The organism is Myxococcus sp. AB056, assembly GCF_006547365.1.
Lineage (GTDB): Bacteria > Myxococcota > Myxococcia > Myxococcales > Myxococcaceae > Myxococcus > Myxococcus virescens.
Genome location: NZ_VHLB01000014.1, coordinates 72,600 through 98,070 on the forward strand (window position 1 = coordinate 72,600; position 25,471 = coordinate 98,070).

Consider the following 25,471-nt stretch of genomic DNA (forward strand, 5'->3'; position numbering starts at 1 on the left):
CGGGCCCTCACAGGCCCAGCAGCGCGGCGAAGCCCTCGGGCCCCATGGCATTCAATGCCCGGGCCCGGTTGAGGTAGGTGCGGTAGTCCTTGCGGACCAGCTTGTCCGCCGGCAGCGGGGACAGGTGGTAGTCGCGGATGCGGCTCGCCGTGAAGCGCACCGCCCCGTAGAGCGCATGGCCGAAGAGGTTCGTGCGCTCCACGGCGGATAGCGGCCGGACGTCCATGTAGCCGCGGATGAAGGCCCGGCACAGCTCCGGCAGGTAGTGCCCGCCGTCGAAGCACCAGGCATTGAGGGTGATGGCCACGTCCAGGCCGTAGTCCTCCCGGCACGCCATCTCGAAGTCGAAGAAGGCTCCCACGCGGTCCCCCAGCCACTTCACGTTGTCCATGAAGAGGTCCGCGTGGATGACGCCGCGAGGCTCCAGCCCCTGCCGCGCCGTGCGCGACGTCTCCATGTCGCGTTGCAGCTCACGCGCCACGGCCGCCAGCTCCGCGTCCGGGTGCGCCACCAGCGCCTCCAGCCAGCCGCTCACCGTCTCCGGTCCGTAGGGATTCTCCCGCGAGCCGGAGAAGGACTGCGTGTCGCGGTGCAGCTTGCCCAGCTCCGCGCCCAGCCGCTCCAGGTGGTCGGTGGTGAGGGCCGGGTGGCGCAGCTCCTCGCCCGGCAGCCAGCGGAAGACGCTGACACGGCCGCCCTCCAGCTCCAGGAAGGTCGCGCCGTCACGCGTCGTCACCTGCACGGGCCCGGGGAAGTGATACGCGGCCAGGTGCGCGAGCAGCGCGGATTCGAAGCGCAAATCGTCCGCGGAGCGCACCGTGGTGTGGCGCACGAAGTAGCGCCCGCTCTGCGTCTCCACGCGGTGGTTGGTGTTGATGGAGCCCTGGGGAATGGGCGTCACCTCACGCAAAGCCCCGAGCCCGAATGCCTCCGCGACCCGCTCGAATGCCTCGCGGGGTAGCGCCGTGTGTACCGCCATACCTCTGACCTCCCACGTCCGTGTTCACGCCGCCGCCCCCCGTTGACAGTCGAGGGGACCGTTCCTATCTGAGCGCGGCTTCTATACCCGGCACTACGGCCGGCGCACATCCAACTCCAGCGCGGGGGACAGGTCCATGGGCACCGAAGGGCGCAAGGACTGGCAGCGGCGCGAAAGCCTCACCAGCGCGCTGGTTCAGGTGGGCGTGGTGGCGGTGCTGCTCGCGGGCGCGGTGGTCTTCTTCGTCCACCGAGGCACCGTCCGCAAGCAGACGGAGGAACACCTGCGCGCGGCCCGCACGGCCGCCATGCGTGGCAACCCCGCTGACTTCGCCCGCGCGATGACGGAGCTGGAGGCCCTGTTCCAGCTCGACGCCGAGGCCCGTGACGCCCAGGCCCTGGCCGCCGATATCCAGACGGTGCTGTGGCTGGAGCACCGGCAGCCCGGCGCGGACGCCAAGGCCCGCGAGCACCTCGCCCGCGCCGCGCAGTTGGAGTCCCAGTCCGGCGAGCGCTACGGCGCCCACGCCCTGCATCTGCTGGCCGCGGGCAAGTCCGCCGAGGCGGAGCAGTACCTGGCCGGGCTCGAGGCCCGCGGCGCCAACAACGCCCGGCTGACGCTGGCCCGGGCCCTGGCGCTCCAGGCGCGCGGCGACCTTCCCGGCGCGAGGCAGGCCTTCGCTCGCGCGGCGGAAGCGTCCTGGCGCGATCCACGCTTCACCACCGCGTACGGCGAGGCCCTGATGGACGAAGGCCAGTACCCGCAGGCGGTGGAGGCCTTCGCCAAGGCCACCAGTGTCAACCCGGACCACCTGCTGGCCCGCGTGTCCACCGCGCTGGCCCACACCTACCAGGGGCGCAAGCTGGAGGAAGCGCAGCAGGTGCTCTCCGGCGTGGAGGCCCGCGGCGCGGAGCTGACGCCCGGACTGAAGGCCCGCGCGGGCGCGCTGAAGGCGGAACTGGCGCTGGCCCGCGGCGCGCCCGACGAGGCCCTCTCCGCCGCGGACGAAGCGCTGAAGGCCGTTCCCGATGAGCACTACGCCCTCTTCGCCCGGGCCCGGGCCCTGGCGGTGAAGCGTGACGCCCAGGCGCGCGCGGCCTTCGAGGCGGCCGTGGCCCGGCGCCGCAATGCCCCCCTGCTCTACCTGGACGGCGCGCGGGCGCTGCAGACCGCCGGTGACACCGACGGCGCGGTGGCCCTGCTGGACGCGTACGAGGCCACCTTCGGTCCGGTGCAGACCACCACCCCGGACGGCAAGAAGGCCGGCCTCTTGGAGAAGGACAGCCGCTACTGGCTGGCGCGCGGCGGCGTGCTGGAGGCCGCCTCCCGTCAGGACGATGCCCTGGTCGCCTACGACAAGGCCCTGGCGGCGCGCGGCGTGGACCTGGCCCGGGCGCAGTACGCCAAGGGCGCGCTGCTGCTGGCGCGCAAGGACTACGAGGGAGCCCGCCCGCTGCTGGCCGCCGTGGCACCCGACAGCGGCGCGGGCACGATGGCGGAGGCCTACACCGCCATGGGGGACCTGCTCTTCGCGCAGGGCGAGCACGCCGCCGGCTGCCAGCACTACTTCTTCGGCCTCGCGCGAGCCCAGGCACAGGGCGCGCCCCGCGAGGCGCTGGCCGAGCGCGTGGAGGACATCCGCAAGCGGCTGGAGTCCGCCGGCCAGGCCAGCATGGCCAAGGCCTGGAAGGCGGAGTCGAGCTCGCTCCTAGAGTAGGTCGGTGGGGCTGATGGACTCCGGGCGGGCGCGCACCACGCGCCACTCGCCGTCCTCTTCCTTCTCGAAGGCGCCTTCGATGAGGTAGGCGTTCAGCACGCTGTCGGCGGCCAGGTCCTCCACCTTCTCCGCCTGGGAGCGGCCGAAGATGAAGCGCGCCTGGAACTCCCCTTCCGAGGGCGACACCTCGCGCACCTCCAGGTTCGTCACGAAGACGCGCACCCACTGGCCCCGCAGCACCTGCGCGGTGAGGATGCCGCGCACGTCCTTCTTCGACCAGCCGCCCTGCCCGTTGGAGCGGAAGCGCTCGGAGACGTGCTCCATCACCCCGCCCACGTCCTTCGCCTCCGCGGCGCGCGTCATCACCACCACCTGGCGGCGGATGGCCTCCTCCACGGTGAGCTGCTGCCGCGGCCAGAAGTACAGCACCGCGCCGGCCGCCAGCAGCGCCAGCACACCGCCCACCACCTGAGAGCGCGTCACGTTCACCATGGCCCCTCTCACGCGGCCTCGGGCTCGAGCACCAGTTCGTCCGCGTCGATGATTTCCGCGGGCCGCAGCGCCTCGCCAATCTGCTTCAGCCGGCGGTCCGACAGCTGCTCCAGGTACGTGCGGATGTCCGGAACGGCCGTCACCAGCTCGTGGAAGGCCGCGCGCTCCAGGAAGGCCGCCGCCGTCTTGCGCGCCGCCGCCACCGTGGCCGTCGCGCGCAGGCCCGTCAGCAGGGAGATTTCGCCCGCGACCTCGCCCTCGCGCAGCATGCCCAGCGTCACCACGCCGCCCGCCGGGTCCTCCTTCTGCACCACCAGCTCACCGGCGAGCACCAGGAACAGCCCCGGCGAGTGCTCGCCCTCCACCAGCACCTTCTCCCGGGCCTGGAGCGCCCGGAAGGCGAAGCGCCGCAGCAGCGCGCCCCGCTCCGACTCCGGCATCGTCTGGAACATGGGCGAGGTGGCCATCAGGTTGCGCGCCATGCGCTGCTGCGCGAAGTCCGCCAGCACCTGCGGCACCGCGGGGTGGCTCTTGGCGACCGCGTTGAGGTGCTCGCGGCGAATCTCGAAGACTTCCGTGTCCGACACCGCGGACACCGTCGCCGTGGGCGGAGCGCCCGTCAGCAGCGCGATTTCACCGAAGATGGAGCCACCGCCGAGGAAGCCCAGCGTGCGCGCCTCGCCCTCCATCTGTCGCGTCACCTCCGCCTTGCCGGCGACCAGGACGTAGAGGGAGTCGGCGGGCTCGCCCTCGCGGCTCACCGCCTCCTCCGGCTTCACCCGGCGCCACGCCATCAGCCGCACCAGGTCCACGAAGGCATCCCGGTCCAGCTCCGCGAACAGCGGCAACGGCGGACGGCTGTTGGGGTCCGCGGCGCCGCCCGGGTCCGTCGCGGCCAGCACTTCGATGGCGCGGCTGGACAATTCCTCGCCCTGCAGCCCCATCAGGTCCGTCTCCACCTTGCCGTCGTAGAGAGTTTCAGGCGGCAGCGGCGGAGGCACCACCGCGCGGCCCGGCGCGTTGCGCACCGCGCGCGAGTGCACGCGAAACAGCGTCTCCTTCAGGCGCCGCTCGTTGGGCGCCAGGTCCAGCGCCAGCTTGCACGCGGCCATGGCCGACAACAGGTAGTCCCGGCGCAGCAGGCCCTCCGCGCAGGCGTGGTAGGCGGTGACGGCGCGCTCACGCTCGCCCAGCTCCGCCAGGCAGCGCGCGGCCAGCATCCGCGAGCGGTGGTCCGCGGGGACGCGGCGAACCGCCTCGGCGAACACGGCCAGGGCTCGCTCGAACTGGCGCTCCTCGATGAGGTCCATCCCGAGCTCACGCAGCGACGACTCGTTCATCCCTTTTCTCCCCGGCAAATCATGTTCGGCCCGCCGCCACTCACGGCTGGAGCTCGCTCAGATACATCTCCGCCTTGCGCTTGACGTCGGAGCCTTCGGAGGCCGTCTCGATGACGACCTTGAACATCTCCGCCGCAGCCTTCGGATCCCTGTCCCGCTGGATGTAGGCCCGGAGGAAGAGCTCCTCCGCCTTCTTCTGCAGGTTCTCCAGTCCTTCACGCGCCCGCCCGTCACCCGGGTTGAGCCGCAGCGCCTCGCGGAAGTGCGAGCCGGCCGCGCCCAGGTCGCCCTTCTTCAGCGCGCTCTGCCCCGCCGCCAGCGATGACGACGCGAGCTGTTCGTCGATGGTGTTCCCCAACGAGCCCCGGAAGCCAATCTGGCGGTACAGCTCCGCCGCGCGCCGCAGGGGCTTCGCCGCCGCCTCCAGCGAGTTGGCGTCCAGCTTTTTCTGCCCATCCTCCAGCGCGCGCCGGAACTGGGGAATCAGACGCTTGAGGGCCAGGGCCCGGTCCTTCACGTCCTTGTCCGCCCGGTACTTGTCCGTCACCCGGTCGCACTCCAGGACGGCGCGCTGGTAGTCACCGCCGTTGAAGCGGCGCTCCACGTCGGAGAAGGCCTCGGCGATGAACTCCTTGCGCTTCTCCTTGGCCACCTCCGCCGCGCGGGCGTTGGCGTTGCGGGTGCGGCGCGACGCATCCTGGGCCTCCTTCGCCAGCTCGGCCTCCAGGTCCGTCAGCTTCACCTCGTAGGCCGGCCGGTTCAGCGGGGGCAGCTGCGCGATGAGCGGGCGAATCGTCTCCGGGTCGCGCGAGGCGAAGGACTCCTCCACCTGCTGGAGCCGCCAGGCGATGTCCTTCTCCTCCAGCTCCGTCGCCAGCTTGCGGCGGATGTCATCCGTCTTCGCCGTGCCCTGCGGCGTCGCCTCCAGCTTCGAGCGCGCCTCGTCGAACTGCTTCTCCTCGATGAGGGTGCGGACGGCATCGAGCGAGGTCATCACCTCCAACTGCGTGCGCGCGCCCCGGGCCAGGTTGTCCGCGTCGATGCCCGGCACCAGCTTCTCCGCCTCGCCGACGAGGCGGACGGCGTTGGCGAAGTCATCCGCGCGCACGGACTCGCGCGCCTGCTGCATCAACACCTTCGCCTTCTCCACCTTCGGGTCCGGCGGAGGCGGAGGCGGAGGTCCGGACGGAATCAGCATCAGCCCGACGACCAGCACCACCACCAACGCGCCACCACCGCCGATGAGCGCCTTCTGCTTGCCCGTCAGTCCACCGCTGTTCGACCGCGTCGGCGTGCTGCGGATGGGTGGACGGGGCCGGGGCACGGCCACCCCGCCCTTGGCGCCGGAGTTCTCCTTGAGCGAGTCAGGCAGCTTGTAGTTGGCGTTGGTGGCCTCGTTGAAGCGTGGGTCGTTCGGATCCACCTCGCTGCCACGCGCGGCGGCCTGGTTCTTCCGCTTCTCCTCCGCCTCGCGGGCGGCCGCCTCGCGCTCGCGCTTCTCCTCCGCCTCGCGGGCCTCCGCCTGGGCGCGCAGCTCCTTGATCTGCTCCGATTCGTCCACGAAGCGCAGGCGCGTCTTGCCCATGGAGATTTCGTCTCCATGCTTCAGCAGACACTCGTCCACGCGCTGGTCATTGACCTGGGTGCCACTGACGCTGCCCAGATCCCGCATCACCACGCCGGCCTGGCCGTACACCAGCTCCAGGTGCCGGCGGGACACGGACTGGTCCTCCAGCACGAAGTCGCAGTCCTTGTTGCGGCCCACCACCATGCGCACGCTCTGGAAGCGCTTCTTGCGGCCCTTGTCCGGGCCGTCCAGCACCATCATCTGCACCGGCGGGCCGGCGCGCGTGGCGTCCGCGTTGTCGTCTTCGTCCTCGTCGCGGGAGCGCCGCTCCTCCTCCACGGACTCGATGGAGGCCACGCGCGTCTCACCCGTGCGGGAGCGGCCCGGTGACTCCTCACCATAGAGGTCCGGGTTGGGCGGCCCATCGTCTGGGTAGCCGTCCTCCCCGAATGCGGGGGCGGCGAAGTCCTCGTCCTCGGACGCGGGACTGCGCCGGGAGGGGGACTTCAGGGAGTCTGGGTCCTCACCCGCAGCACCACCGGAACGGCCGGCACCAGAACGGGAAGAGGGAGGAGGACGAGGAGGCATGGGGTGGGTTCCAGTCTCGAAGCGCCCGGCATCTTAGAGCGCCGTCTCCATGGTGGGAATGCGGACAGGCCGCGGATCAGGGAAAGAACAGGGGCCCTTGAGCGTTGCTCCTGGCGGCGCCCCCTCCTATGTAGGCTGTCACATACCCCATCGTCTTCACTGCGGGAGTCCCGAAATATGCCCCGAGCGTCTGCGCCCTCGAAGCGCGCCCCCTCCTTGAAGCTGGCCCCACCAGTGGCCCGGCGGCCCACGCCCGCCGCCCTGCTGCCCCAGCCGCTGGTCGAGCGCCTGCTCGCCGTGGCCATGGAGCGTGGGGGCGACTTCGCGGAGGTGTACGTCGAGCGCACGCTCACCACGGCGGTGCGGCTGGAAGAATCCCGCATCAAGAGCGCGCAGACGGGCCTGGTCCAGGGCGTGGGCGTGCGCGTCATCTCCGGCGGCAAGGTGGGCTACGCCTTCTCCGACGACTGGGATGAGGCCGCGCTGCTGCGCGCGGCCTCCACGGCGGCCATGATTGCCCAGGGCGGCGGCGCCGAGCGCAGCTTCCCCGTGCGCCGCGCCGCGGTCCCCAGCCACTACCACGTCAGCACCCCGCTGATGGACGTGGAGGTGTCGCTGAAGACGGGCCTGCTCATGCGCGCCGACAAGGCCGCCCGCGCCTTCGACGCGCGGGTGAAGCAGGTCAACGGCGGCTACGTGGACCAGACCCGGCGCATCGCCGTGGCCAACACCCACGGGCGCTACACCGAGGACACCCAGGACCTGTGCCGGATTTCGGTGATGGTGGTGGCCCAGGGCAAGGGCGGCGAGCAGCGCACCGGCATGTACGGCGGCGGCGGACGCGTGCCCTTCAGCCACTGGGACACCTTCTCCCCGGAGGACGTGGCCCGGGAAGCGGCGCGTCAGGCGGTGGCCACGCTGGGCGCGGTGGACTGCGTGGCCGGCCCGCAGACGGTGGTGCTGGCGCCGGGCTGGAGCGGCATCCTCCTGCACGAGGCGGTGGGCCACGGCCTGGAGGCGGACTTCATCCGCAAGGGCACCTCGCTGTTCGCTGGGAAACTGGGTGAGAAGGTGGCGTCCGACCTGGTCACCATCATCGACGACGGCACCGTGTCCAGCGGGCGCGGCTCCATCAACATCGACGACGAGGGCAACCCCGGCGAGCGCAAGGTCCTCATCGAGAACGGCGTCCTCAAGGGCTACCTCTACGACAGCCTCAACGCGCAGCTCATGGGCCAGCGCAGCACCGGCAGCGGGCGGCGCGAGTCCTTCAAGCACCTGCCCATGCCCCGCATGACGAACACCTTCCTGGCCCCGGGTGACCACGCCCCCGAGGACATCCTCAAGGAGGTGAAGCGCGGCCTGTACTGCGCCACCTTCGGCGGTGGGCAGGTGGACATCACCAACGGCAACTTCGTCTTCGAGGTCAGCGAGGCCTATCAAATCGAGGACGGCAAGCTGGGCCGTCCCGTGAAGAACGCGACGCTCATCGGCGTGGGGCCGGAGGCGCTGAAGAACGTGTCACGCGTGGGCTGCGACCCCATGCCGGACCCGGGCATGGGCGTATGCGGAAAGAATGGCCAGTCCATGCCCGTGGGCGTGGGGCTGCCCACCGTGCGCATCGACAACATCACCGTTGGCGGAACCAAGGTCGCCTGAGAGAGAGCACCAACCATGGACTACCAGCAGCTCGCGAAGAGAATCGTCCAGCGCGCCAAGCGCAAGGGTGCTCGTCAGGCGGAGGCCTTCCTGGAGGTAGGCCGCCAGAGCAAAGTGCGCGTGCACCAGGGGCAGATTGAAGACCTCACCCAGTCCACCAGCAAGGGCGTGGGCGTGCGCGTGGTGCTCAAGGACCGCCTGGGCTTCGCCTATACGTCCGACTTCGAGCCCTCCGCCGTGGACCACATCGTGGACCAGGCACTGAAGCTGGCCGAGTTCTCCGCCCCCAGCAAGCTCAACGGCCTGCCCTCCGGCAAGGACTTGGGCCGCTTCGGGGACACCGGCCTGCTTTTCGACACGAAGGTGGCCGAGCTTCCCGGGGACTGGAAGATCAAGACGGCGCTGGAGGTGGAGAAGGCGGCCCGGGCGGAGGACTCGCGCATCATCGCCTTCAACGGCGTGGGCGCCGGGGACTACGTGTCCGAGGTGTACATGGCCTCCACCGAGGGCGTGACGGGCGCGTACTCCGGCACCTACGTGTACCTGTACGCCGCGCCGGTGGCCTCCGACGGCAACGGGCTCCAGACAGGTTATTGGATGGACTACCGCCGCTTCCTGGATGACCTGGACGGGCCGGAGTCCATCGGCCGGGAGGCCACGCGCCGCGCGGTGCGGATGCTGGGCGCGAAGCGGGTGAAGACGCAGCAGGTGCCCGTGTTGTTCGACCCGCAGGTGGCCGCGTCCTTCGTGTCGGACGTGGCGGGCGCGGCGGACGGCAACGCCGTGTACCAGAAGGCCAGCCTCCTGGCCCCGCTGCTGGGCAAGCGGCTGGCGGGCGCGCACGTCACGCTGGTGGATGACGGCCTCATGCCGCGCGGACTGGCCACCGCGCCCTTCGACGGCGAGGGCGTGCCCACGCGGCGCACCCCCATCATCGAGCAGGGCGTGCTCAAGTCCTTCCTCTACGACGCGTTCACCGCTCGCAAGGCGAAGGCGCGCACCACCGGCAACGCGTCACGCAGCTACAACGGGCTGCCCGCCATCGGAACCAGCAACCTGTACCTGGAGGCGGGCACGAAGTCGCCGGAGGAGCTGCTGCGCGAGGTGGACAGCGGCTTCTATGTCACCGCCCTGCTCGGCCACGGCACCGACCCGGTGACAGGCGAGCTGTCCGCGGGGGCCAACGGCCTGTGGATTGAGAAGGGCGAGCTGACGCACCCCGTGCAGGAGGTGACGGTGGCGGGCAACCTGCTGCAGATGCTCAAGGACCTGGACGGCGTCGGCAGCGACCTCCAGTTCCGCAGCGGCACGGTGGGCGCGCCCACTGTCCGCTTCCGGCAGCTCACCGTTTCAGGCGAGTAGCCCACCCTTCCACGTCCCCCTACCGTGCGCCGGCGGGGGGACGTGTCAGGGCCTCCTCGTAGAACGCTTCAAGCAGCACGAGGAGGGTGCAGCCCATGGCAGCGAAGTCCGCACGCAAGTCCCCCACCGCGAAGAAGGCGGCCACGCCGCGCAAGCCCCGCCGCAAGAAGGCGGCGCCGAAGTCCCGGGGCCTGTCCCCCGCGGAGGTGGCCAGCGACTCGGTGGAGTACCCCACGGAGCTGCTGGAGGCGGTGCGCGAGGACGGCGGCGAGGTGCTCGGCGTGTACCGCGACCCGCTGGGTGGCCACCCGGTGGTGTTCTCCGTGCTGCCCATCGACAAGGTGGAGCCCACGCCCTACCAGCGCGACGTGTCCGAGCCGCACGTGAAGCGGCTGGCCAGCGCCATGGAGCGGTTGGATCGCTTCCTGGACCCCGTCATCGCCGTGCGCAAGGACGGCCGGTACTGGACGCCCAACGGAAACCACCGCCTCAACGCCAGCCGCCTTCTGGGCGCCAAGGCCATTGTCGCCCTGGTGCTGCCCGAGGAGGACGTGGCCTACCAGATTCTGGCCCTCAACACGGAGAAGGCCCACAACCTCAAGGAGCGCTCGCTGGAGGTCATCCGCATGTACCGCGGACTGGTGGGCGCGGAGCGCAAGGGGCCGGAGACGGCCTTCGCCCACCTCTTCGAGGAGCCCTCCTTCATCACCCTGGGCGCCGCCTACGAGCAGCGCCCCCGCTTCTCCGCGGGCGCCTACCACCCCTTCGTGAAGGTGGTGGAGGACTTCCTCGACACGCCCCTGGAGGACGCCCTGCCCCTGCGCGAGGCCCGGGCCCGGCGGCTGCTGGAGCTGGACGACGCCGTGGTGTCCGTGGTGGATGCCCTCAAGGCGCGGGGCCTCCAGAGCCCGTACCTCAAGAACTTCGTCGTCGCCCGCATCAACTTCCTGCGCTTCCGCAAGGATGGCGGGAAGCCGGACTTCGACGCCACTGTGGACCGGATGCAGGCCAGCGCCCGGAAGTTCAACGTCGACAAGGTGCGGCGCGAGGACATTGGCCGGATGGGCGGCGGGCCGCTGGAGCCGGACGAGGAATCCGCTTAAGGGAACACGATTTGCAGGAGGTTGCGCCCAACATGACATCCCCCACGGTCCTGGTCGTCGACGACGACCGCGCGAACCTCGACTCGGTCATCCGCATCTTCCAGCGTGAGGGCATGGCCACGCTGGCCGCCGCCAACGGCACGGAGGCGCTGGAGCTGCTGCGCCGGCCGGAGGTCGCCGCCATGGTGACCGACCTGATGATGCCCAACATGGACGGCCAGGAGCTGCTGCGCGCCGCGCGTGCCATCCGCCCGGACGTGGAAGTGGTGCTGATGACGGCCTACGGCACGGTGGAGACGGCCGTGGCGGCCATGAAGGACGGCGCCTACGACTTCATCACCAAGCCCCTCAAGCGCCACGCACTGGTGAAGGCCATCCAGAAGGCGCTGGAGAAGCGAGCGCTGGTGGCGGAGAACCAGTCGCTCAAGGCGAAGCTGGCGGAGATGAACGCAGCGGGGGGGCGCTCCATGGTGGGCCAGTCCCCCGCTTTCCGCGCCATGCTGGACACCATCCGCCAGGCGGCTCCCTCCACCGCCACAGTGCTGCTGCTGGGTGAGTCCGGTACGGGAAAGGAGCTGGCCGCGCGCTCCGTGCACGAGTTCTCCCAGCGGGTCCGCGGGCCCTTCGTCGCCGTCAACTGCGGCGCGCTGCCGGAGAACATCCTGGAGGCGGAACTCTTCGGCGTGGAGCGCGGCGCCTTCACCGGCGCGGTGGCCCGGCGAGAGGGCCGCTTCGAGCGTGCCCACGGTGGCACCCTCTTCCTGGACGAAGTCGGTGAGATGCCGCTGCCCGCCCAGGTGAAGCTGCTCCGCGCGCTGGCCGAGGGCGAAATCGAGCGGCTGGGTGGCACGCAGACGGTGAAGGTGGACGTGCGCCTCGTCGCCGCCACCAACAAGGACCTGCAGAAGGAAGTGGCCGAAGGCCGCTTCCGCGAGGACCTCTACTACCGGCTCAACGTGGTGGAGATTCGCGTGCCCGCGCTCGCCTCGCGCCGCGAGGACATTCCCCTGCTGGCGGACGCCTTCCTGCGCCGCTTCGCCGCCAAGAACGGCAAGGTGCTGCGCGGCTTCTCCCAGGAGGCGATGGGCGTGCTGGAGAACTACGCCTGGCCCGGCAACGTGCGCGAGCTGGAGCACGCGGTGGAGCGCGCGGTGGTGCTGGCGCGCGGCGAGGTGCTGGAGGCCAGTGACCTGCCTGAATCCGTGCGCAAGGGCCCGCTGGGCTCAGCCGGACAGCTCGTCATTCCCATCGGGACGCCCATGGAGGAAATCGAGCGCCGGGTGATCCACGAGACGCTCCGTCACACCCGCGGAGACAAGACGCTGGCCGCACGGCTGCTGGGCATCGCCGCGCGGACCATCTACCGCAAGCTGGAGCGCGAGCAGTCCACCGGGGACGGCCCCTCCGCCGCGCCTCCCGGCCCCGACACCGACGACTGACAGGGCGTCACACGGCCCCCCGCCTGCTTTTGACAATTTGTCTGGCGGGGTTTCGGAAGGCCCGTCACGCGTCAGGGGCGCCTGCTATTCCGGAATAATTCCAAGTGGTTGGCCGTAGGTCCTGTCTTGCCCGCCTGGCCCGCGATGGCACCTGGCTTGCTCAATGAGGGCCCGGCTTTCTCCCGGAAGCGTGATGGAACTCTTCTTTCGAAAATACTTTTGGACGGTGAACCTGGTGTTCATCCTGCTCGTCGGATTGCTGGCGGCGAGCACGGTGAACCTGTTCGTCGAGTCCGCCATCTCCCCGGTTCCCACCGGGGGGTCGTCCGCCCGCGCGCCTTCACAGCCGCGCCGCATCGAGACGGCGATGGCGATGCTCGACCTGGATCGTCTGTCACGGCTGACGGGCATCAAGCTCCCCGAACCCGAGCCCGAGGTTCAGGAGCCCGGCGGCGCTTCGGCGGAGGTGGACCCCAACGCCGCGCCCGTGAAGAGCGGTCTGCGGGTCAAGCTGCTCGGCACGCTGGTGGCGAGCAACCCCGACTGGTCCTTCGCCTCCATCCAGGACATGACGACGCAGCGTTCGCAGACCTACATGGTGGGCAACTCCCTGCAGGGAGCCACCGTGGAGAACATCGAGCGCGAGCGCGTCATCATCATCAACGGTGGCCGCCGCGAGTACATCGACGGCAATCCGGGTGACGGCGCCTTCGTGCCGCCCTCGCCCCCGGTGGCCCAGGCCAACACCGCGCCGCCCAGCGACGGCAGTGGCATCCGCGCCACCAGCGAGAACGAGTACGAAGTCCCTCGCGCGGAAATCGACAAGACGCTCAACAACCTCAACAACGTCGCCATGCAGGCGCGCATCGTGCCCGCGTTCAAGGACGGTCAGGCGGTGGGCTTCAAGCTCTTCTCCATCCGTCCGGACTCCATCTACTCCAAGATTGGCGTCCAGAATGGCGACGTCATCCGTCGCATCAACGGATTCGACCTCAACAGCCCGGAAAAAGCGCTGGAGGTCTATTCGAAGATGAAGGACGCAGCCCGCATCGAGATCGAGATCGAGCGCAACGGTGCGCCGATCCGCAAGTCGTACAACGTCCGTTAATCACCTCCGCAGCGCCCGCTCCTCCATGAAGACGCTCCCGTCCTGGATGCTCTGCCTGTGCCTCGCGCTCGCCGTTCCCGCGCAGGCCCAGCGCCGCTCACCGCCCACTGGTTCCGCCGGAGAGCGGACGATTTCCCCGCAAGGCACTGGCGCTACCGGCGCTGGTGACGCCAACGCGGGTCCCCGCCGCACGCCGACGTGCGAGGAGGCCCGCCGCAATGCCCGTTACGGCATCTACTTCGACAAGGTGGAGATCGAGAAGCTGGTCCAGACGGTCGCGGACGCCACCTGCCGCACCTTCATCCTGCCGGAGAACGTGCGCGGGAAGATCTCCATCATCGGCCCGGAGAATGGCCGGGTGGAGGTCAATGCGGACGCCTTCTACTCCGCCTTCCTCGCCTCGCTCGACGCCAACGGGCTCGCCGTCTACCAGTACGGTCGGTTCATGAAGATCGTCGACAAGCGCTCGGCGAAGCAGAACCCCATCCCGACCATCGTCGAGGACGGTGAGCCGTACACCACCAACGAGCAGATGGTGACCAAGCTGTTCCGCGTGCAGAACGTGGAAGTGGAGCCGCTGCGCGGCGTGCTCCAGCAGCTGGTGTCCAAGGACGGCGACACGATTCCGTACCCGCCCGACACCATCATCATCAACGACGTGGGCTCCAACATCCACCGCCTGGAGCGCATCATCCACCAGCTGGACACGCGCGCCGCCAGCGATGAGATGCGCATCATCCAGGTGCAGTACGCCTCCGCGCAGGACGTGGCCAACACGGTGCAGCGCCTCTTCGAGGCCAAGGGCGCCCGCCCCGGCCAGCCCGCCGCCACCGGGCGCAATGTGCCCCCCGCCGCGACGCAGGCCACGCCCCAGGCCGGCCAGGGCCAGGAGGGCGCCACCGGCGGTCCGGTGACGCTGTCGCAGATCATCCCGGACGAGCGCACCAACAAGCTCATCATCGTCGCCAGCCCCGCGGCCTTCGAGCGCATCCAGGACATCGTCGGGCAGATTGACATCCCCACCAGCGGCGGCGGACGCATCAACGTCTACTACCTGGAGAACGCCAACGCGGAGGAGCTGGCCAGCACGCTCCAGTCGCTGGCCCAGGGCACCGGCAACGCGCCCCGCGGCCGCACCCCGGTGCCGGCCCGTCCGCCGGGCGCCCCTGGCGGCCCCACCACGACGCAGGCGGCGGAGCTGTTCAGCGGCGAGGTGAAGATTTCGGCTGACAAGGGCAGCAACTCGCTGGTCATCGTCGCCAGCTCGGCGGACTACAAGAACATCGTCCAGGTCATCCAGCAGCTCGACAAGCCGCGCCGCCAGGTGTTCGTGGAGGCCGTCATCATGGAGGTCAACCTGGACCGCAACGCGCGGCTTGGCATGAACCTCCACAGCGGCTTCAGCCTGAGCACGTCGAGCGGCGATCAGGTGCCCGGCCTCATCGGCACCAACACCTCCGGCCAGGGCCTGCCGCCGTCCCTGTCGCTCACCAGCCTGGCGTCCTACGGCGGCTTCCTCGCCGGCATCCAGGGCCCCGTCATCCCCGCGCTGGAGAAGCTGGGCATCCCGGCCTTTGGCGTGGTGCTGCACGCCATGCAGCAGAGCTCGGATGTGAACGTGCTCTCCACGCCGCACATCCTCACCAGCGACAACGAGGAGGCGGAAATCACGGTGGGCCAGAACGTGCCCTTCCAGTCCGGCTTCAACCCGACCTCGCTGGGCTCGCTCGGGGCCGGCGTGGGCGCCGGCGGCGTCGCGGGAGGACTGGGCGGCGGCCTGCTGGGCGGCCTGGGTGGCCTGGGTTCGCTCTACGCCCCCATCACCCGTCAGAACGTGGAGTTGAAGCTGACGGTGAAGCCGCAGATCAACGAGAGCGACTACATCCGCCTGGTCATCAACCAGCAGACGGAGGAGATCGCCTCCACCGACCCGGTGCTCGGCCCCACCACGTCCCGCCGCAGCGCGAAGACGACGGTCATCGCGCGGGACCAGGAGACGCTGGTGATTGGCGGCATCATGCAGGACCGCACGCTGGAGAGCGTGTCCAAGGTGCCGCTGCTGGGTGACATCCCGCTGCTGGGCCACCTGTTCCGCGACACCACGCGCCGCAAGACGAAGACGAACCTGCTCCTCTTCCTGACGCCCTACATCATCCGGGGGCCAGAGGACTTCCGCGTCATCTTCGAGCGCAAGATGAAGGAGCGGCAGCAGTTCGTGGAGCAGTTCTACGGCCAGGTGCCCGGCTACGACGTGGCGGTGGACTTCAGCCGCAAGCCCGGTCCGCTGTCGCGCATGGGCCAGAAGGTGACGCAGGAGGAGCAGCGCGCGGAGAACGGCGGTCCGGGCCTGTCCGGCGAGCGCGTCATCACCCCGGCCCCTCCCCCGGCCAGCAGCCCGGGAGCCGTGCCCTCCACGCAGCGGCAGGCGCCCGCCTCCCCGGAGGATGAAGGTGGACCGGCGGTGCGGGAAGGCATGCCGCCTCCGGATGGTTCGGAAGAACCAGTGCCCGCGCCCGCCCCGCAGAACTTCGAGCAGCCCCCGCCCGAGGCCATCCAGGTCCCCGAGGCAGGAGACGCCGAACGCCTGCGCATCCAGCACATCGAGCCGGGGCCGAGGGAGTAGACGCCATGAACCTGACCGCCGACCCCGCCCTCACCAGCGCCGCCACCGGCGGCACGGTTTCCCCGCGCAACGACGCCACGCAGCTCGTGGCACACGGGCAGGCCTACCTGTGTGGCCGCCCGCTGGGGGAGATCCTGCGCGCCATCGTCCCCTCGCTCACCGAGGAGAAGCTCCAGGAGGCGCTCGCCATCCAGGACGAGAAGGGTCAGCGCATTGGCGAGGCCCTCGTGGGGATGAAGGCGGTCTCCGAGGAGGACGTGGCCAAGGCCCTGGGGCACCAGCTGGACCTGCCCTACCTGGCGCGCATCTTCGCCGAAGAGGTGGACGCGGAGCTCGTCAAGCGCATCCCCATCAACTTCGCCAAGCAGTCGCGCATCCTCCCGCTGTCCCTGGAGGGTGACACGGTGGCGGTGGCGGTGGCGGACCCGCTGGACACCGCCGCGCTGGACCACGTGCGCGTGCTGCTGGGCCAGAGCGTCAGCCAGCGCATCGCGCTGGGCTCCACCATCACCGACGCCATCAACAGCGTCTACGACCGCTCCGTCAACGAGACGGAACAGCTCGTGGACGAGATGGAAACGCAGGACCTGGATGCCATCGCCCACGAGCTGGACGAGCCCAAGGACCTGCTCGACGAGGACGACGAGGCGCCCGTCATCCGGCTGGTGAACTCCGTGCTGTTCCGCGCCGCCAAGGAGCGCGCCAGCGATATCCACATCGAGCCGATGGAGCGCGAGCTGCTGGTGCGCTTCCGCGTGGACGGTGTGCTGCAGGAGGTCATCAAGCCGCCCAAGCGCTACCAGAACGCCATCGTCAGCCGCGTGAAGGTCATGGGGCAGCTCAACATCGCGGAGAAGCGCCTGCCGCAGGACGGCCGCATCCGCATCAAGCTGGCCGGCCGCGACATCGACATCCGTCTGTCCACCATCCCCACGTCCTTCGGCGAGCGCATCGTCATGCGTCTGCTGGACAAGACGGCGACGCTGCTGGACCTGGCGGAAATCGGCATGAGCCAGAAGACGCTCGAGTCGATGGAAGCCGTCATCAAGCGCTCGCACGGCATCATCCTGGTGACGGGCCCCACGGGCTCCGGCAAGACGACGACGCTCTACGGCGCCCTGTCGAAAATCAATACGCCCGACCTCAACATCCTCACCGTCGAGGACCCGGTCGAATACCAGCTCAAGGGCATTGGCCAGATGGCCATCAGCCCGAAGATTGGGCTGACCTTCGCCCAGGGGCTGCGCTCCTTCCTCCGCCAGGACCCGGACGTCATCATGGTCGGCGAGATTCGCGACAAGGAGACGGCGGAAATCGCCATCCAGGCCTCGCTGACGGGCCACCTGGTGCTGTCCACCGTCCACACCAACGACGCCGCCGGTGCCGTGACACGTCTGGTGGACATGGGCGTGGAGCCCTTCCTCGTGGCGTCCTCGCTCACCGGCATCCTGGCCCAGCGACTGGTGCGCCGCGTGTGCCCGGACTGCCGCGTGCCCTACGAGCCCACCGACGCGGAGCTCAAGGAGCTGGGCCACTCGGTGGCCTCCTTCAAGCAGCGCTACGGCGTGGACCGCATCTACAAGGCCGCCGGTTGCCCCTCCTGCAACCGCAACGGCTACCGCGGGCGAACCGGCATCTACGAGTTCCTCCCCGTGGATGACGACGTGCGCCAGCTCGTGCTGAAGAACGTGGATGCCTCCACCATCAAGCGGTCCGCCACGTCCAAGGGCATGACGACGCTGCTGGATGACGGCGCGCGGAAGATTGCCCTGGGCGAGACGACCATCGCCGAGGTGCTCAGCATCACCCAGGAGGACATGTAGCCGACAGCTCCTCCCTGGGAGGGGCCGGGGTTCCTGAACCATGCCGGTCTTCGAGTACAGAGGTCTCAATTCCGCGGGCAAGCAGATCAAGGGCCTGCTCGAGGCGGACTCCCCCAAGACGCTGCGGTCCAAGCTGCGCGCCGACGGCATCTTCCTCACGGATGTGCTGGCCCAGGCCGAAGGCAGCCGCGCCGCCGTGGCCAAGGGCACCAACGCGGCGCTGGTGGCGCGCGACATCGACCTGCGCAAGCTGGGCCGGGGCCGCGTCAACACCGACGACGTGGCCATCTTCACCCGGCAGCTCTCCACGCTGCTGGGTGCGGGCGTCACGCTGGTGGAGTCGCTCAGCGCGCTGGTGGACCAGGTGGAGAAGGAGCGCTTCAAGCGCGCCCTCTCCGACATCAAGCAGCGCGTCAACGAAGGCTCGTCCCTGGCGGAAGCCATGGGGCAGCACCCGAAAATCTTCCCCAGCATCTACGTGAACATGGTGCGCGCGGGTGAGGCCTCCGGCGCGCTGGATGCGGTGCTCACGCGCCTGGCGGACTTCACGGAGAACCAGGCCCGGCTGCAGCAGAAGATTCTCAGCACCATGCTCTACCCCGCCATCATGATGGTGGTGGGCGGCGGCATCCTCGTGGCCCTCATGGTCTTCGTGGTGCCGAAGGTGACGAAGATTTTCGAGACGATGAAGGCCACGCTGCCCCTGAGCACGCGCTTCCTCATCGCCTCCAGCAACTTCTTCCAGAGCTGGTGGTTCATCCTGCTGCCAGCCATGGCGCTGTGCGTGGTCCTCTTCATGCGCTGGACGAAGAGCCCCTCGGGAAAGCCCAAGTGGGACCGCTTCACGCTCAAGGCCCCCGTGGTGGGCAACCTGGTGCGCCTGCTGTCCATCTCCCGCTTCGCCCGCACGCTGTCCACGCTGCTCAAGAGCGGCGTCCCGCTGCTGGCGGCCATGGACATCGTCAAGGCCATCATGACCAACACCGTCCTGGCGGAGGTCGTCGAGAAGGCCCGCGACTCCATCCGCGAGGGCGAAAGCATCGCCAACCCGCTGAAGCGCTCCGGGGAATTCCCTCCGCTGGTGTACCACATGGTCGCCATCGGTGAGCGCTCCGGCCAGTTGGAGGAGATGCTCACCAGCGTGGCGGACAACTACGAGACGCAGGTGAACGTGCGCATCAGCGCCCTCACCTCGCTGCTGGAGCCCCTCCTCATCGTGGTGATGGGCGCGGTGATTGCATTCGTCGCGCTTTCCATCCTGATGCCGATTCTGCAGGTGAACTCGGCCATCCGGTGAGGTGTGGCGGAATGATGAACGACATGGCGGACCGTTGGATTCAACGCGTCACCCTGGCGGCAATGGTCGCCATGGCGGCGGCGCTGCTGACCGTGGGGGCCCGGTTGTACGGTCCCCAGCAACCGCGCCCGCCCGCCGGGGCGGCGGACAGCGTCCGGACGCCCTGACAAGAAGACACGACGACACAAGGGTGGCCTGCCAGAAAGTCACCCGGGATGGAGAGCACACATGCGCCAGAGCCAGAAGCAGCAGAGGAAGCAGCGCCGCAACCGCGGCATGACGCTCATCGAAATCATGGTGGTCATCACCATCCTCGGTCTCATCGCCGCGGCGGTGGGCGTGGCCGTCATCCCGCAGTTGGAGGCCGCGCGCAGGGATCGCGCCGCGCTGGACATCAAGAACATCCAGGGCGCGATGAAGCTCTACTACACGAAGAAGGGGAAGTACCCGGACACGGCCTCCGGCCTGCAAGCGCTGGTGGAGGCGCAGGCGCTCGAGCAGATGCCCAAGGACCCCTGGAACAACGACTACGTCTACATCAACGAGGGCGGAAAGCCGGTCATCATCTCCTATGGCGCGGACGGCGCCTCGGGCGGTGAGGGCAACGACGCGGACATCTCCTCCGCGGACGCGGCGGCCTCCGCCAAGAAGTGACGAACAAGTCGCGCGCGACACACGTTGACAGGGCTTGGGCATGAAAGAGCACGACGCCATTCCATCCCCGACGCCCTCGCACGAGGGGCCGGACCGCCGCCGGAGGCTGGGGCGGTTCCTCCTCGCGTTCGTCTTCGTGGCCGCCACGGGGCTTGCCTTCACGCTGGTCTACGTGACGGAGGACCGGACGCTGGACGCCAACCAGCGCCGGGCGCGCACGGACATCCGCCAGCTGGAGGGCATGTTCAAGTCCCACCACCGGCTGATGGGCCGCTTCCCCTCCCAGGCAGAGGGCTTCACGCCGCTCATCCAGGCCCGGCTCCTGGACCGCGTGCCGGAGGACCCCTGGGGCCATCCGTACGTGTACTGGATGGACGGCTCCACGGGCGCCGTCGTCTCCTATGGCGCGGACGGCAAGCCGGGCGGCACCGGGCCTGACGCGGACCTGAGCAGTGGCGGTGTGCTGGCCGCCGGTTGGGCGGATCCATGACGAAGCGGAGCCACCGCGCCCAGCGCGGCCTGACGCTCATCGAAATCTCCATCGCCATCATCATCGTCGCGATGCTGTTCTCCGCGGCGGTGATGGGCATCGGCTCCATCACCGGCGCCAAGGCGAAGGGCAGCGCGGGCGAGCTGGCGGGCCTCATCCGCTCGCTCTACGACTCGGCGGCGCTGCGCGGGCAGACGTGCCGGCTGGTCTTCGAGATTCCCGACCCCAAGAGCGAGCAGGCCACGCGCTATCACGCCGAATGCGCGGAGGGCGCCGTCACCACCGCGAGAGACCGCGACGAGACGCTGCGCGCGGAGAACAGCGAGCGCGAGCGCGCCGCGCGCAACCGGGGCAGCGGCAGCGGCCGTGACGAGCGGCGCAACTACCTGTCCGGCGGCAGCGGGACGAACGCCCCCAGCGCGCAGGAGCTGCTGGAGGGAGAGAAGCTGCGCGTGGAGAACGCGGCCCGCTTCTCTTCCTACACGTCCGAGGAGGTCCCCGCGCGTGAGCTGCCGGCGGACGTCAAGGTCTCCGTGTGGACGCGCAACCAGCGTCAGCCGGTGGAGAACGGCGTGGCGTACCTCTACTTCTTCCCGCAGGGCTACACGGAGAAGGCCTACGTCTACGTGCAGCAGGGAGACAACGTCTGGACGCTGGACGTGTCGCCGCTCACCGGCAAGGTGCAGATTGTCGCCGAGGCGCTGGAGGTGCCGCGATGAGGCGCGCCCAGGGTTTCACGCTGCTGGAAGTGGTGGTGGCGCTCGCCATCCTCGGGCTGGCGCTGATGGCCATCTTCGACCTCAACGCGGGCGCGGTGTCCAACCACGTCTACACCAAGCGCCTCACCGTGGCGTCGCTGCTGGCCCGGTCGAAGATGACGGACCTGGAGCAGGACCTCTACGACGACGGCTTCAGCCTGGACGACCAGGAGGAGTCCGGGGACTTCTCCGACGAAGGCTGGAACCAGTTCAAGTGGCGCGCGCGCATCATCGCGCCCAAGACGGACGGCGTGACGCCGGACCAGCTCATTGGCGCCATCTTCAACCTGCCCATTGGCGACAATGCCAGCGGTGATGACCCGATGTCCGGGCTGGCGGGCCTCTTCGGAGGCGGCGCGGGCGGCAAGGATGGCGCGTCCTCCGGCGGCCCCCAGGCCGCGGGCCTGGGCGGCATGGGCGGCGCGGCCATGGGCATGGCCCAGCCCATGTTCACGCAGATGGTGGAGCAAATCACCCAGACGGTCCGCGAGGTGCACCTCACCGTCTACTGGCAGGAAGGCACGCAGGTGGAGAGCATCGACCTGGTGACGCACATCGTGTCGCTCGGGCCGGGCTCGGACCGCAACGGCGGCGCCGCCGCGGCCCAGGGCGGAGGCTCCGACAACCAGTGGGTGACGCAGGACGGGCGGCCCGTGGCCAACCCCATCCCCGGCCCCAACGGCGTCATGTTGGATCCGGCGACACGCCAGCCCCTGCGCCGCATGTCCGACGCGCAGCAGGACCTGGGCGGCCGCCGGGGGAACATGGGCGGCGGCAGCCTGCTGGGCAACCCGAGGCTTCCGGGCGGCTTCCGAGGGGCACAATGATGCGGCGTCACACGCGAGGCTTCACGCTGATGGAGGTCATGGTGGCCGTCGCCATCACCGCCCTCATGGGCACGGTGGTGGCCATGGCCTTCCAGACGGGCCTGACAGCCAAGGAGACGGTGGAGGTGGACGCGGACCGCTACCGGCAGGTCCGCGTGGCCATGAACCGCATGGCGCGTGAGATTGGCTCCGCCTACGTCAGCGACCGCTACGACTCCACCCGCTTCCGGGACCAGAACGACCGGCCCAGCAACTTCGTGGGGGAGCGCGGCAAGCTGCTGTTCACCACCTTCTCGCACCAGCGCCTCTACACGGACGTGAAGGAGTCCGACCAGGCCATCGTCGAGTACTTCGTGGAGGCGTCGGAGGACCGGGAGGCCCGCGGCCGGCAGGACCTCAAGCGGCGCGTCAACGCGAACATCGACGAGCGCATGGAGCAGGGCGGCCACGTGGACGTGCTCTTCGAAGGCGTGAAGGAGCTGGAGTTCGCCTACTGGGATTCGGAGAAGAAGGAGTGGGATGACGAGTGGGACACGCGGCGGACCGAGCGCAAGTCCATCCTGCCCACCCGGGTGCGCGTGACGCTGACGGCGGTGGACGAAACGGGCAAGGAAGCCCGTTACGTCACCCAGGCCCGAATCATGCTGAACACGGAGCTGCCGAGGTACTGAGCCATGCCCCTGCCCTTCTTCCAGCAGACGCCCCGGCGGCGACGCAAGCCCCTGCCCCGCCCGGCGCGGCGGGAGCGGCGCTCGCGCGGCGTGGCGCTCATCATCGCCATTGTCTCCATCGCCCTCCTGACGGTGATTGCCACCGACTTCGCCTACAACAGCCGGGTGGACCTGCAGCTGGCGGCCAACCAGCGAGACGAAGTGCGCGCCTACTACATGGCGCGCTCGGGCATCGCGCTGTCGCGGCTGCTGCTGCGCTTCCAGAAACAGGTGGACCAGACGCCCATCCCCAACCCGGCGGCCATCCTGGGGCAGCTGGGCATCGGCGGCACGCCGCAGGCCGGGCAGGTGCAGCCCTCCTCGCTCAACATCCAGCTCTTCAAGATGGCGCGCGTGGACTGTCACATGCTCCGCGGGCTGGTGAAGAGCGACGGCGCGGGTGGAGAGGTCTCCGCGCTGGAGCCCAAGCAGGACGACAACTTCAAGCTGGATGAAGAGGACGCGGACCCGGCGGCGCGCGAGGTCGCCTCGCAGATGACCATGCGCTCCTTCGGCGGCTTCGAAGGCTGCTTCCTGGCCACCATCACCGACGAGGAAGAGAAGCTCAACGTGCACCGGCTCATCGCGGGCGCGGGTGACGCGCGGCCCACGGCGCTGCGGCTCATGGACATGATGGCGGACCCGCGCTTCGAGTTCCTCTGGGAGCGGGACGACGCCAACAAGGTGCGCAGCACGCCCCAGGACGTCCTCCTGGCGCTCAAGGACTGGGCGGACGACGACCGGACAGGCTCGGCGTTCAACCCGGTGGACCCGGTGAATCCGCTGCCGGGTGGGTTCTCGGATGAAGGCGCGGCCTACAGCCGTTATGAACCCGGCTATCAGCCCAAGAACGCGCGCTTCGACAGCGTGGACGAGCTGTACCGGGTCCACGGCGTCAACGACCAGTTCATGGCGGCGTTCCGGGACCGCCTCACCGTCTATCCGGACATCAACCGCCGGCCCAACATCAACACCGACGACCCGGTGATGATGGGGCTGGCCATCATGTCGGTGGCGGACCAGACGCGGCCGGACCCGCGCCTGAGGGACCCGGTGTTCCTCAACGAGCTCATCGAACGCGTTCGCGCCGCGCGCATGTTCAGCTTCTTCGGGATGTCCGTGCAGGACTTCGTCGCGGTGGTGGAAGCCGCGGGCATCCTGGTCGACCCGGCCGTGAAGTCCAACGTCGCGGGCAACCGGCTCGTGGGCGACAAGAGTCAGACCTTCACCATCAAATCTGTGGGAGAAGCGGGCAGCGTGCAGAAGACGCTGACCGCCGTCATCCGGCTCGACGACACTCTGGGCCGGCTCCTGTACTGGAGAGAGGAATAGCATGGCCCGTATCCTTGGCCTGGACCTCGGCAGTCACGCCGTGAAGGGCGTGGTGCTGGAGGCGAAGACGAAGACGCACACCACCCATGGGTTCGCCGAGGTCCGGCGTGCCCAGGAGGGCGAGCGTGCCGACACGCTGCGAGCCGCGGTGCAGGAGCTGCTGGGCCAGCTCCCGCCGGGCAACGTGGACCAGATTGTCATCGCCCTGCCCGGCCCGGCGCTCACCACGCACGCGCTGAGCCTGCCCTTCTCCGACGCCAAGCGCATCGAGGCGACGCTGCCCTTCGAGGTCGGCAGCCAGCTGCCCTTCGACATCTCCGACGTCGTCTACGACTACCAGGTCGTGGGCCTGAAGGACGGCGAAGGCAAGGAGAAGGCCAGCGACCTGCTGGTGGGCGTGGTGCGCAAGGAAGAGTTGGCGGAGCTGCTGGCGCTGCTGTCCGAGCTGAAGGTGGACCCGCGCATCGTCACGCACCCGGGCCTAACCTACCAGAACCTGTTCCAGCAGCACCCGGGCCTCTTCCAGGGCACGGGTGAAGGCGGTGCGGTGGCGGTGGTGGACATCGGCCATGAGCGCACCTCCGTGTCGGTGGGCAAGCCCGGTGAGGGCGTCCAGTTCGCGCGCACCTTCTCCGGCGGCGGCAAGGACTTGAGCAAGGCGCTGGCGACGGAGTTCCAGACGTCCCTGGCGGAGGCGCACCACTGGAAGGAGCAGCACGGCGCGGTGGCCAGCGCGGCCCAGGGCCCGGACGCGGAGCGCGCGGCGGCGGCCTTCGTGCGCGGCCTGCAGCCGATGCTGCGCGAGCTGCGCCCCACCCTCAAGGCCTTCACGGCCCGCACCCGTCAGCAGGTGGGCGCGGTGGTGCTGTGCGGCGGCACCGCGAAGCTGCCGGGCATCGCCGAGCAGCTCTCCCGGGACTTGAATCTGCCGGTGCGGGTGCTGGCGCTGCCCGCGGACGCGAAGGCGATTCCCGCGGCGGAGCAGCCCGTGGCGGCCCAGGCGTATTCGCTGTCCCTGCGCGGCAACGCGGCGGGCGTGCGCGCGCCGCGCTTCAACCTGCGCCGGGGCGAGTTCGCCTTCAAGGGCGACTTCGACTACATGAAGGACAAGCTGGGGCTCCTGGCGTCCTTCGCGGCCACGCTCATCCTGCTGCTCATCGCGTTCGGCGTGGTGCGCAACTCCGTGCTGGCGCGGCGCGAGGCGCAGGTGGACGCCGTGCTGTGTGACACCACCCAGCGAATCCTGGGCCGGTGCGAGAAGGACTACAACCGCGCGCTCAACATGCTCGCGGGCGTGGAGAGCCCGGCGGCGGCGCTGCCCCGGCTGACGGCGGTCAACCTCCTGGCGGAGGTGACGGGGCGCGTTCCGGACGACATGCCGGTGAAGTTCACCCGCATCCAGATCGACCTGAGCCGCGTCATCCTCGAGGGTGAGACGGACTCCTCGAAGCAGATTGACACGCTGTCCAACGCCATCAAGAACCACGACTGCTTCAAGGACGTCCGGCAGGGCAAGGTGGAGAAGACGCGGGACGGCAGCAAGATGTCCTTCCGCCTGGACGTGCAGGTGCAATGCCCTGGTGAGCAGGGAGGAGAGAGCTGA

Annotated in this window: 21 protein-coding genes; 17 read left to right on the forward strand and 4 right to left on the reverse strand. The window is 69.4% G+C overall.

The genetic code is table 11. From position 1 onward, the window contains the following. Nucleotides 1-7 precede the first annotated feature (7 nt). Nucleotides 8-979, reverse strand: a complete 972-nt coding sequence (locus FMP39_RS09275; protein ID WP_141589591.1) for a homoserine kinase — start codon at nt 977-979, stop codon at nt 8-10. Nucleotides 980-1,115: 136 nt separating this feature from the next. Between FMP39_RS09275 and FMP39_RS09280 the strand changes: the two genes are divergently transcribed. Continuing rightward, nucleotides 1,116-2,696, forward strand: a complete 1,581-nt coding sequence (locus FMP39_RS09280) for a tetratricopeptide repeat protein (protein WP_141589592.1) — start codon at nt 1,116-1,118, stop codon at nt 2,694-2,696. Here the strand turns inward: FMP39_RS09280 and FMP39_RS09285 are convergent. From FMP39_RS09285 to FMP39_RS09295, 3 genes are read right to left on the reverse strand one after another with little or no spacing between them, the layout of a single operon-like run. After that, on the reverse strand, nt 2,688-3,188 hold the full coding sequence (locus FMP39_RS09285) for a hypothetical protein (RefSeq protein ID WP_194858310.1): 501 nt from the start codon (nt 3,186-3,188) through the stop codon (nt 2,688-2,690). The two genes, FMP39_RS09280 and FMP39_RS09285, sit on opposite strands and share 9 nt — an antisense overlap. 8 nt (nt 3,189-3,196) lie before the next feature. Continuing rightward, nucleotides 3,197-4,528 carry a cyclic nucleotide-binding domain-containing protein gene (locus FMP39_RS09290; protein ID WP_174256950.1) on the reverse strand — a complete coding sequence of 444 codons (1,332 nt, stop codon included), beginning with the start codon at nt 4,526-4,528 and terminating at the stop codon, nt 3,197-3,199. A 40-nt stretch (nt 4,529-4,568) separates the two neighbouring features. Then, nucleotides 4,569-6,683, reverse strand: a complete 2,115-nt coding sequence (locus FMP39_RS09295) for an FHA domain-containing protein (RefSeq protein WP_141589594.1) — start codon at nt 6,681-6,683, stop codon at nt 4,569-4,571. A 177-nt stretch (nt 6,684-6,860) separates the two neighbouring features. Here FMP39_RS09295 and FMP39_RS09300 point away from each other — a divergent pair, with 177 nt between their 5' ends. The 16 genes from FMP39_RS09300 to pilM all read left to right on the forward strand — a co-directional run bounded on the left by FMP39_RS09300 (nt 6,861) and on the right by pilM (nt 25,471). Then, entirely contained in the window at nt 6,861-8,342 is a 1,482-nt protein-coding gene (locus FMP39_RS09300; RefSeq protein ID WP_141589595.1) for a TldD/PmbA family protein, read from the forward strand. A 15-nt stretch (nt 8,343-8,357) separates the two neighbouring features. Next, nucleotides 8,358-9,704 (forward strand): TldD/PmbA family protein, encoded by a 1,347-nt coding sequence (locus FMP39_RS09305; RefSeq protein WP_141589596.1) that lies wholly within the window; start codon nt 8,358-8,360, stop codon nt 9,702-9,704. A 95-nt stretch (nt 9,705-9,799) separates the two neighbouring features. Continuing rightward, nucleotides 9,800-10,807 carry a ParB N-terminal domain-containing protein gene (locus FMP39_RS09310; protein WP_141589597.1) on the forward strand — a complete coding sequence of 336 codons (1,008 nt, stop codon included), beginning with the start codon at nt 9,800-9,802 and terminating at the stop codon, nt 10,805-10,807. Nucleotides 10,808-10,839: 32 nt separating this feature from the next. Then, nucleotides 10,840-12,246 (forward strand): sigma-54 dependent transcriptional regulator, encoded by a 1,407-nt coding sequence (locus FMP39_RS09315; protein ID WP_141589598.1) that lies wholly within the window; start codon nt 10,840-10,842, stop codon nt 12,244-12,246. Nucleotides 12,247-12,439: 193 nt separating this feature from the next. Further along, nucleotides 12,440-13,354, forward strand: coding sequence for a type II secretion system protein GspC (gene gspC / locus FMP39_RS09320; RefSeq protein ID WP_026113979.1), 915 nt, complete (start codon nt 12,440-12,442; stop codon nt 13,352-13,354). Between the two features lie 25 nt (nt 13,355-13,379). Beyond that, nucleotides 13,380-15,977 carry a type II secretion system secretin GspD gene (gene gspD, locus FMP39_RS09325; protein ID WP_141589599.1) on the forward strand — a complete coding sequence of 866 codons (2,598 nt, stop codon included), beginning with the start codon at nt 13,380-13,382 and terminating at the stop codon, nt 15,975-15,977. A gap of 5 nt (nt 15,978-15,982) precedes the next feature. Continuing rightward, nucleotides 15,983-17,800: a type II secretion system ATPase GspE gene (gene gspE / locus FMP39_RS09330; protein WP_141589600.1), complete on the forward strand. Its 1,818-nt coding sequence runs from the start codon at nt 15,983-15,985 to the stop codon at nt 17,798-17,800. A gap of 40 nt (nt 17,801-17,840) precedes the next feature. After that, nucleotides 17,841-19,097, forward strand: a complete 1,257-nt coding sequence (gene gspF / locus FMP39_RS09335; RefSeq protein ID WP_141589601.1) for a type II secretion system inner membrane protein GspF — start codon at nt 17,841-17,843, stop codon at nt 19,095-19,097. Nucleotides 19,098-19,108: 11 nt separating this feature from the next. Continuing rightward, nucleotides 19,109-19,264 carry a hypothetical protein gene (locus FMP39_RS37375; protein ID WP_162295072.1) on the forward strand — a complete coding sequence of 52 codons (156 nt, stop codon included), beginning with the start codon at nt 19,109-19,111 and terminating at the stop codon, nt 19,262-19,264. Between the two features lie 61 nt (nt 19,265-19,325). Next, nucleotides 19,326-19,751 (forward strand): type II secretion system major pseudopilin GspG, encoded by a 426-nt coding sequence (gene gspG, locus FMP39_RS09340; protein WP_090489382.1) that lies wholly within the window; start codon nt 19,326-19,328, stop codon nt 19,749-19,751. Between the two features lie 40 nt (nt 19,752-19,791). Further along, nucleotides 19,792-20,241, forward strand: coding sequence for a type II secretion system protein GspG (locus FMP39_RS09345; protein ID WP_194858311.1), 450 nt, complete (start codon nt 19,792-19,794; stop codon nt 20,239-20,241). Next, nucleotides 20,238-20,960, forward strand: coding sequence for a prepilin-type N-terminal cleavage/methylation domain-containing protein (locus FMP39_RS09350; protein WP_174256948.1), 723 nt, complete (start codon nt 20,238-20,240; stop codon nt 20,958-20,960). Before FMP39_RS09345 ends, FMP39_RS09350 begins: the two co-directional genes overlap by 4 nt. Next, nucleotides 20,957-21,826 (forward strand): prepilin-type N-terminal cleavage/methylation domain-containing protein, encoded by an 870-nt coding sequence (locus FMP39_RS09355; protein WP_141589603.1) that lies wholly within the window; start codon nt 20,957-20,959, stop codon nt 21,824-21,826. Before FMP39_RS09350 ends, FMP39_RS09355 begins: the two co-directional genes overlap by 4 nt. Beyond that, entirely contained in the window at nt 21,826-22,497 is a 672-nt protein-coding gene (locus tag FMP39_RS09360) for a type II secretion system protein GspJ (protein WP_090489931.1), read from the forward strand. Before FMP39_RS09355 ends, FMP39_RS09360 begins: the two co-directional genes overlap by 1 nt. A 3-nt stretch (nt 22,498-22,500) precedes the next feature. Continuing rightward, a complete protein-coding gene (locus FMP39_RS09365) occupies nt 22,501-23,868 on the forward strand; it encodes a general secretion pathway protein GspK (RefSeq protein WP_141589604.1) in 1,368 nt (455 codons plus the stop codon). A 1-nt stretch (nt 23,869) separates the two neighbouring features. Continuing rightward, nucleotides 23,870-25,471: a pilus assembly protein PilM gene (gene pilM / locus FMP39_RS09370; protein WP_140861849.1), complete on the forward strand. Its 1,602-nt coding sequence runs from the start codon at nt 23,870-23,872 to the stop codon at nt 25,469-25,471.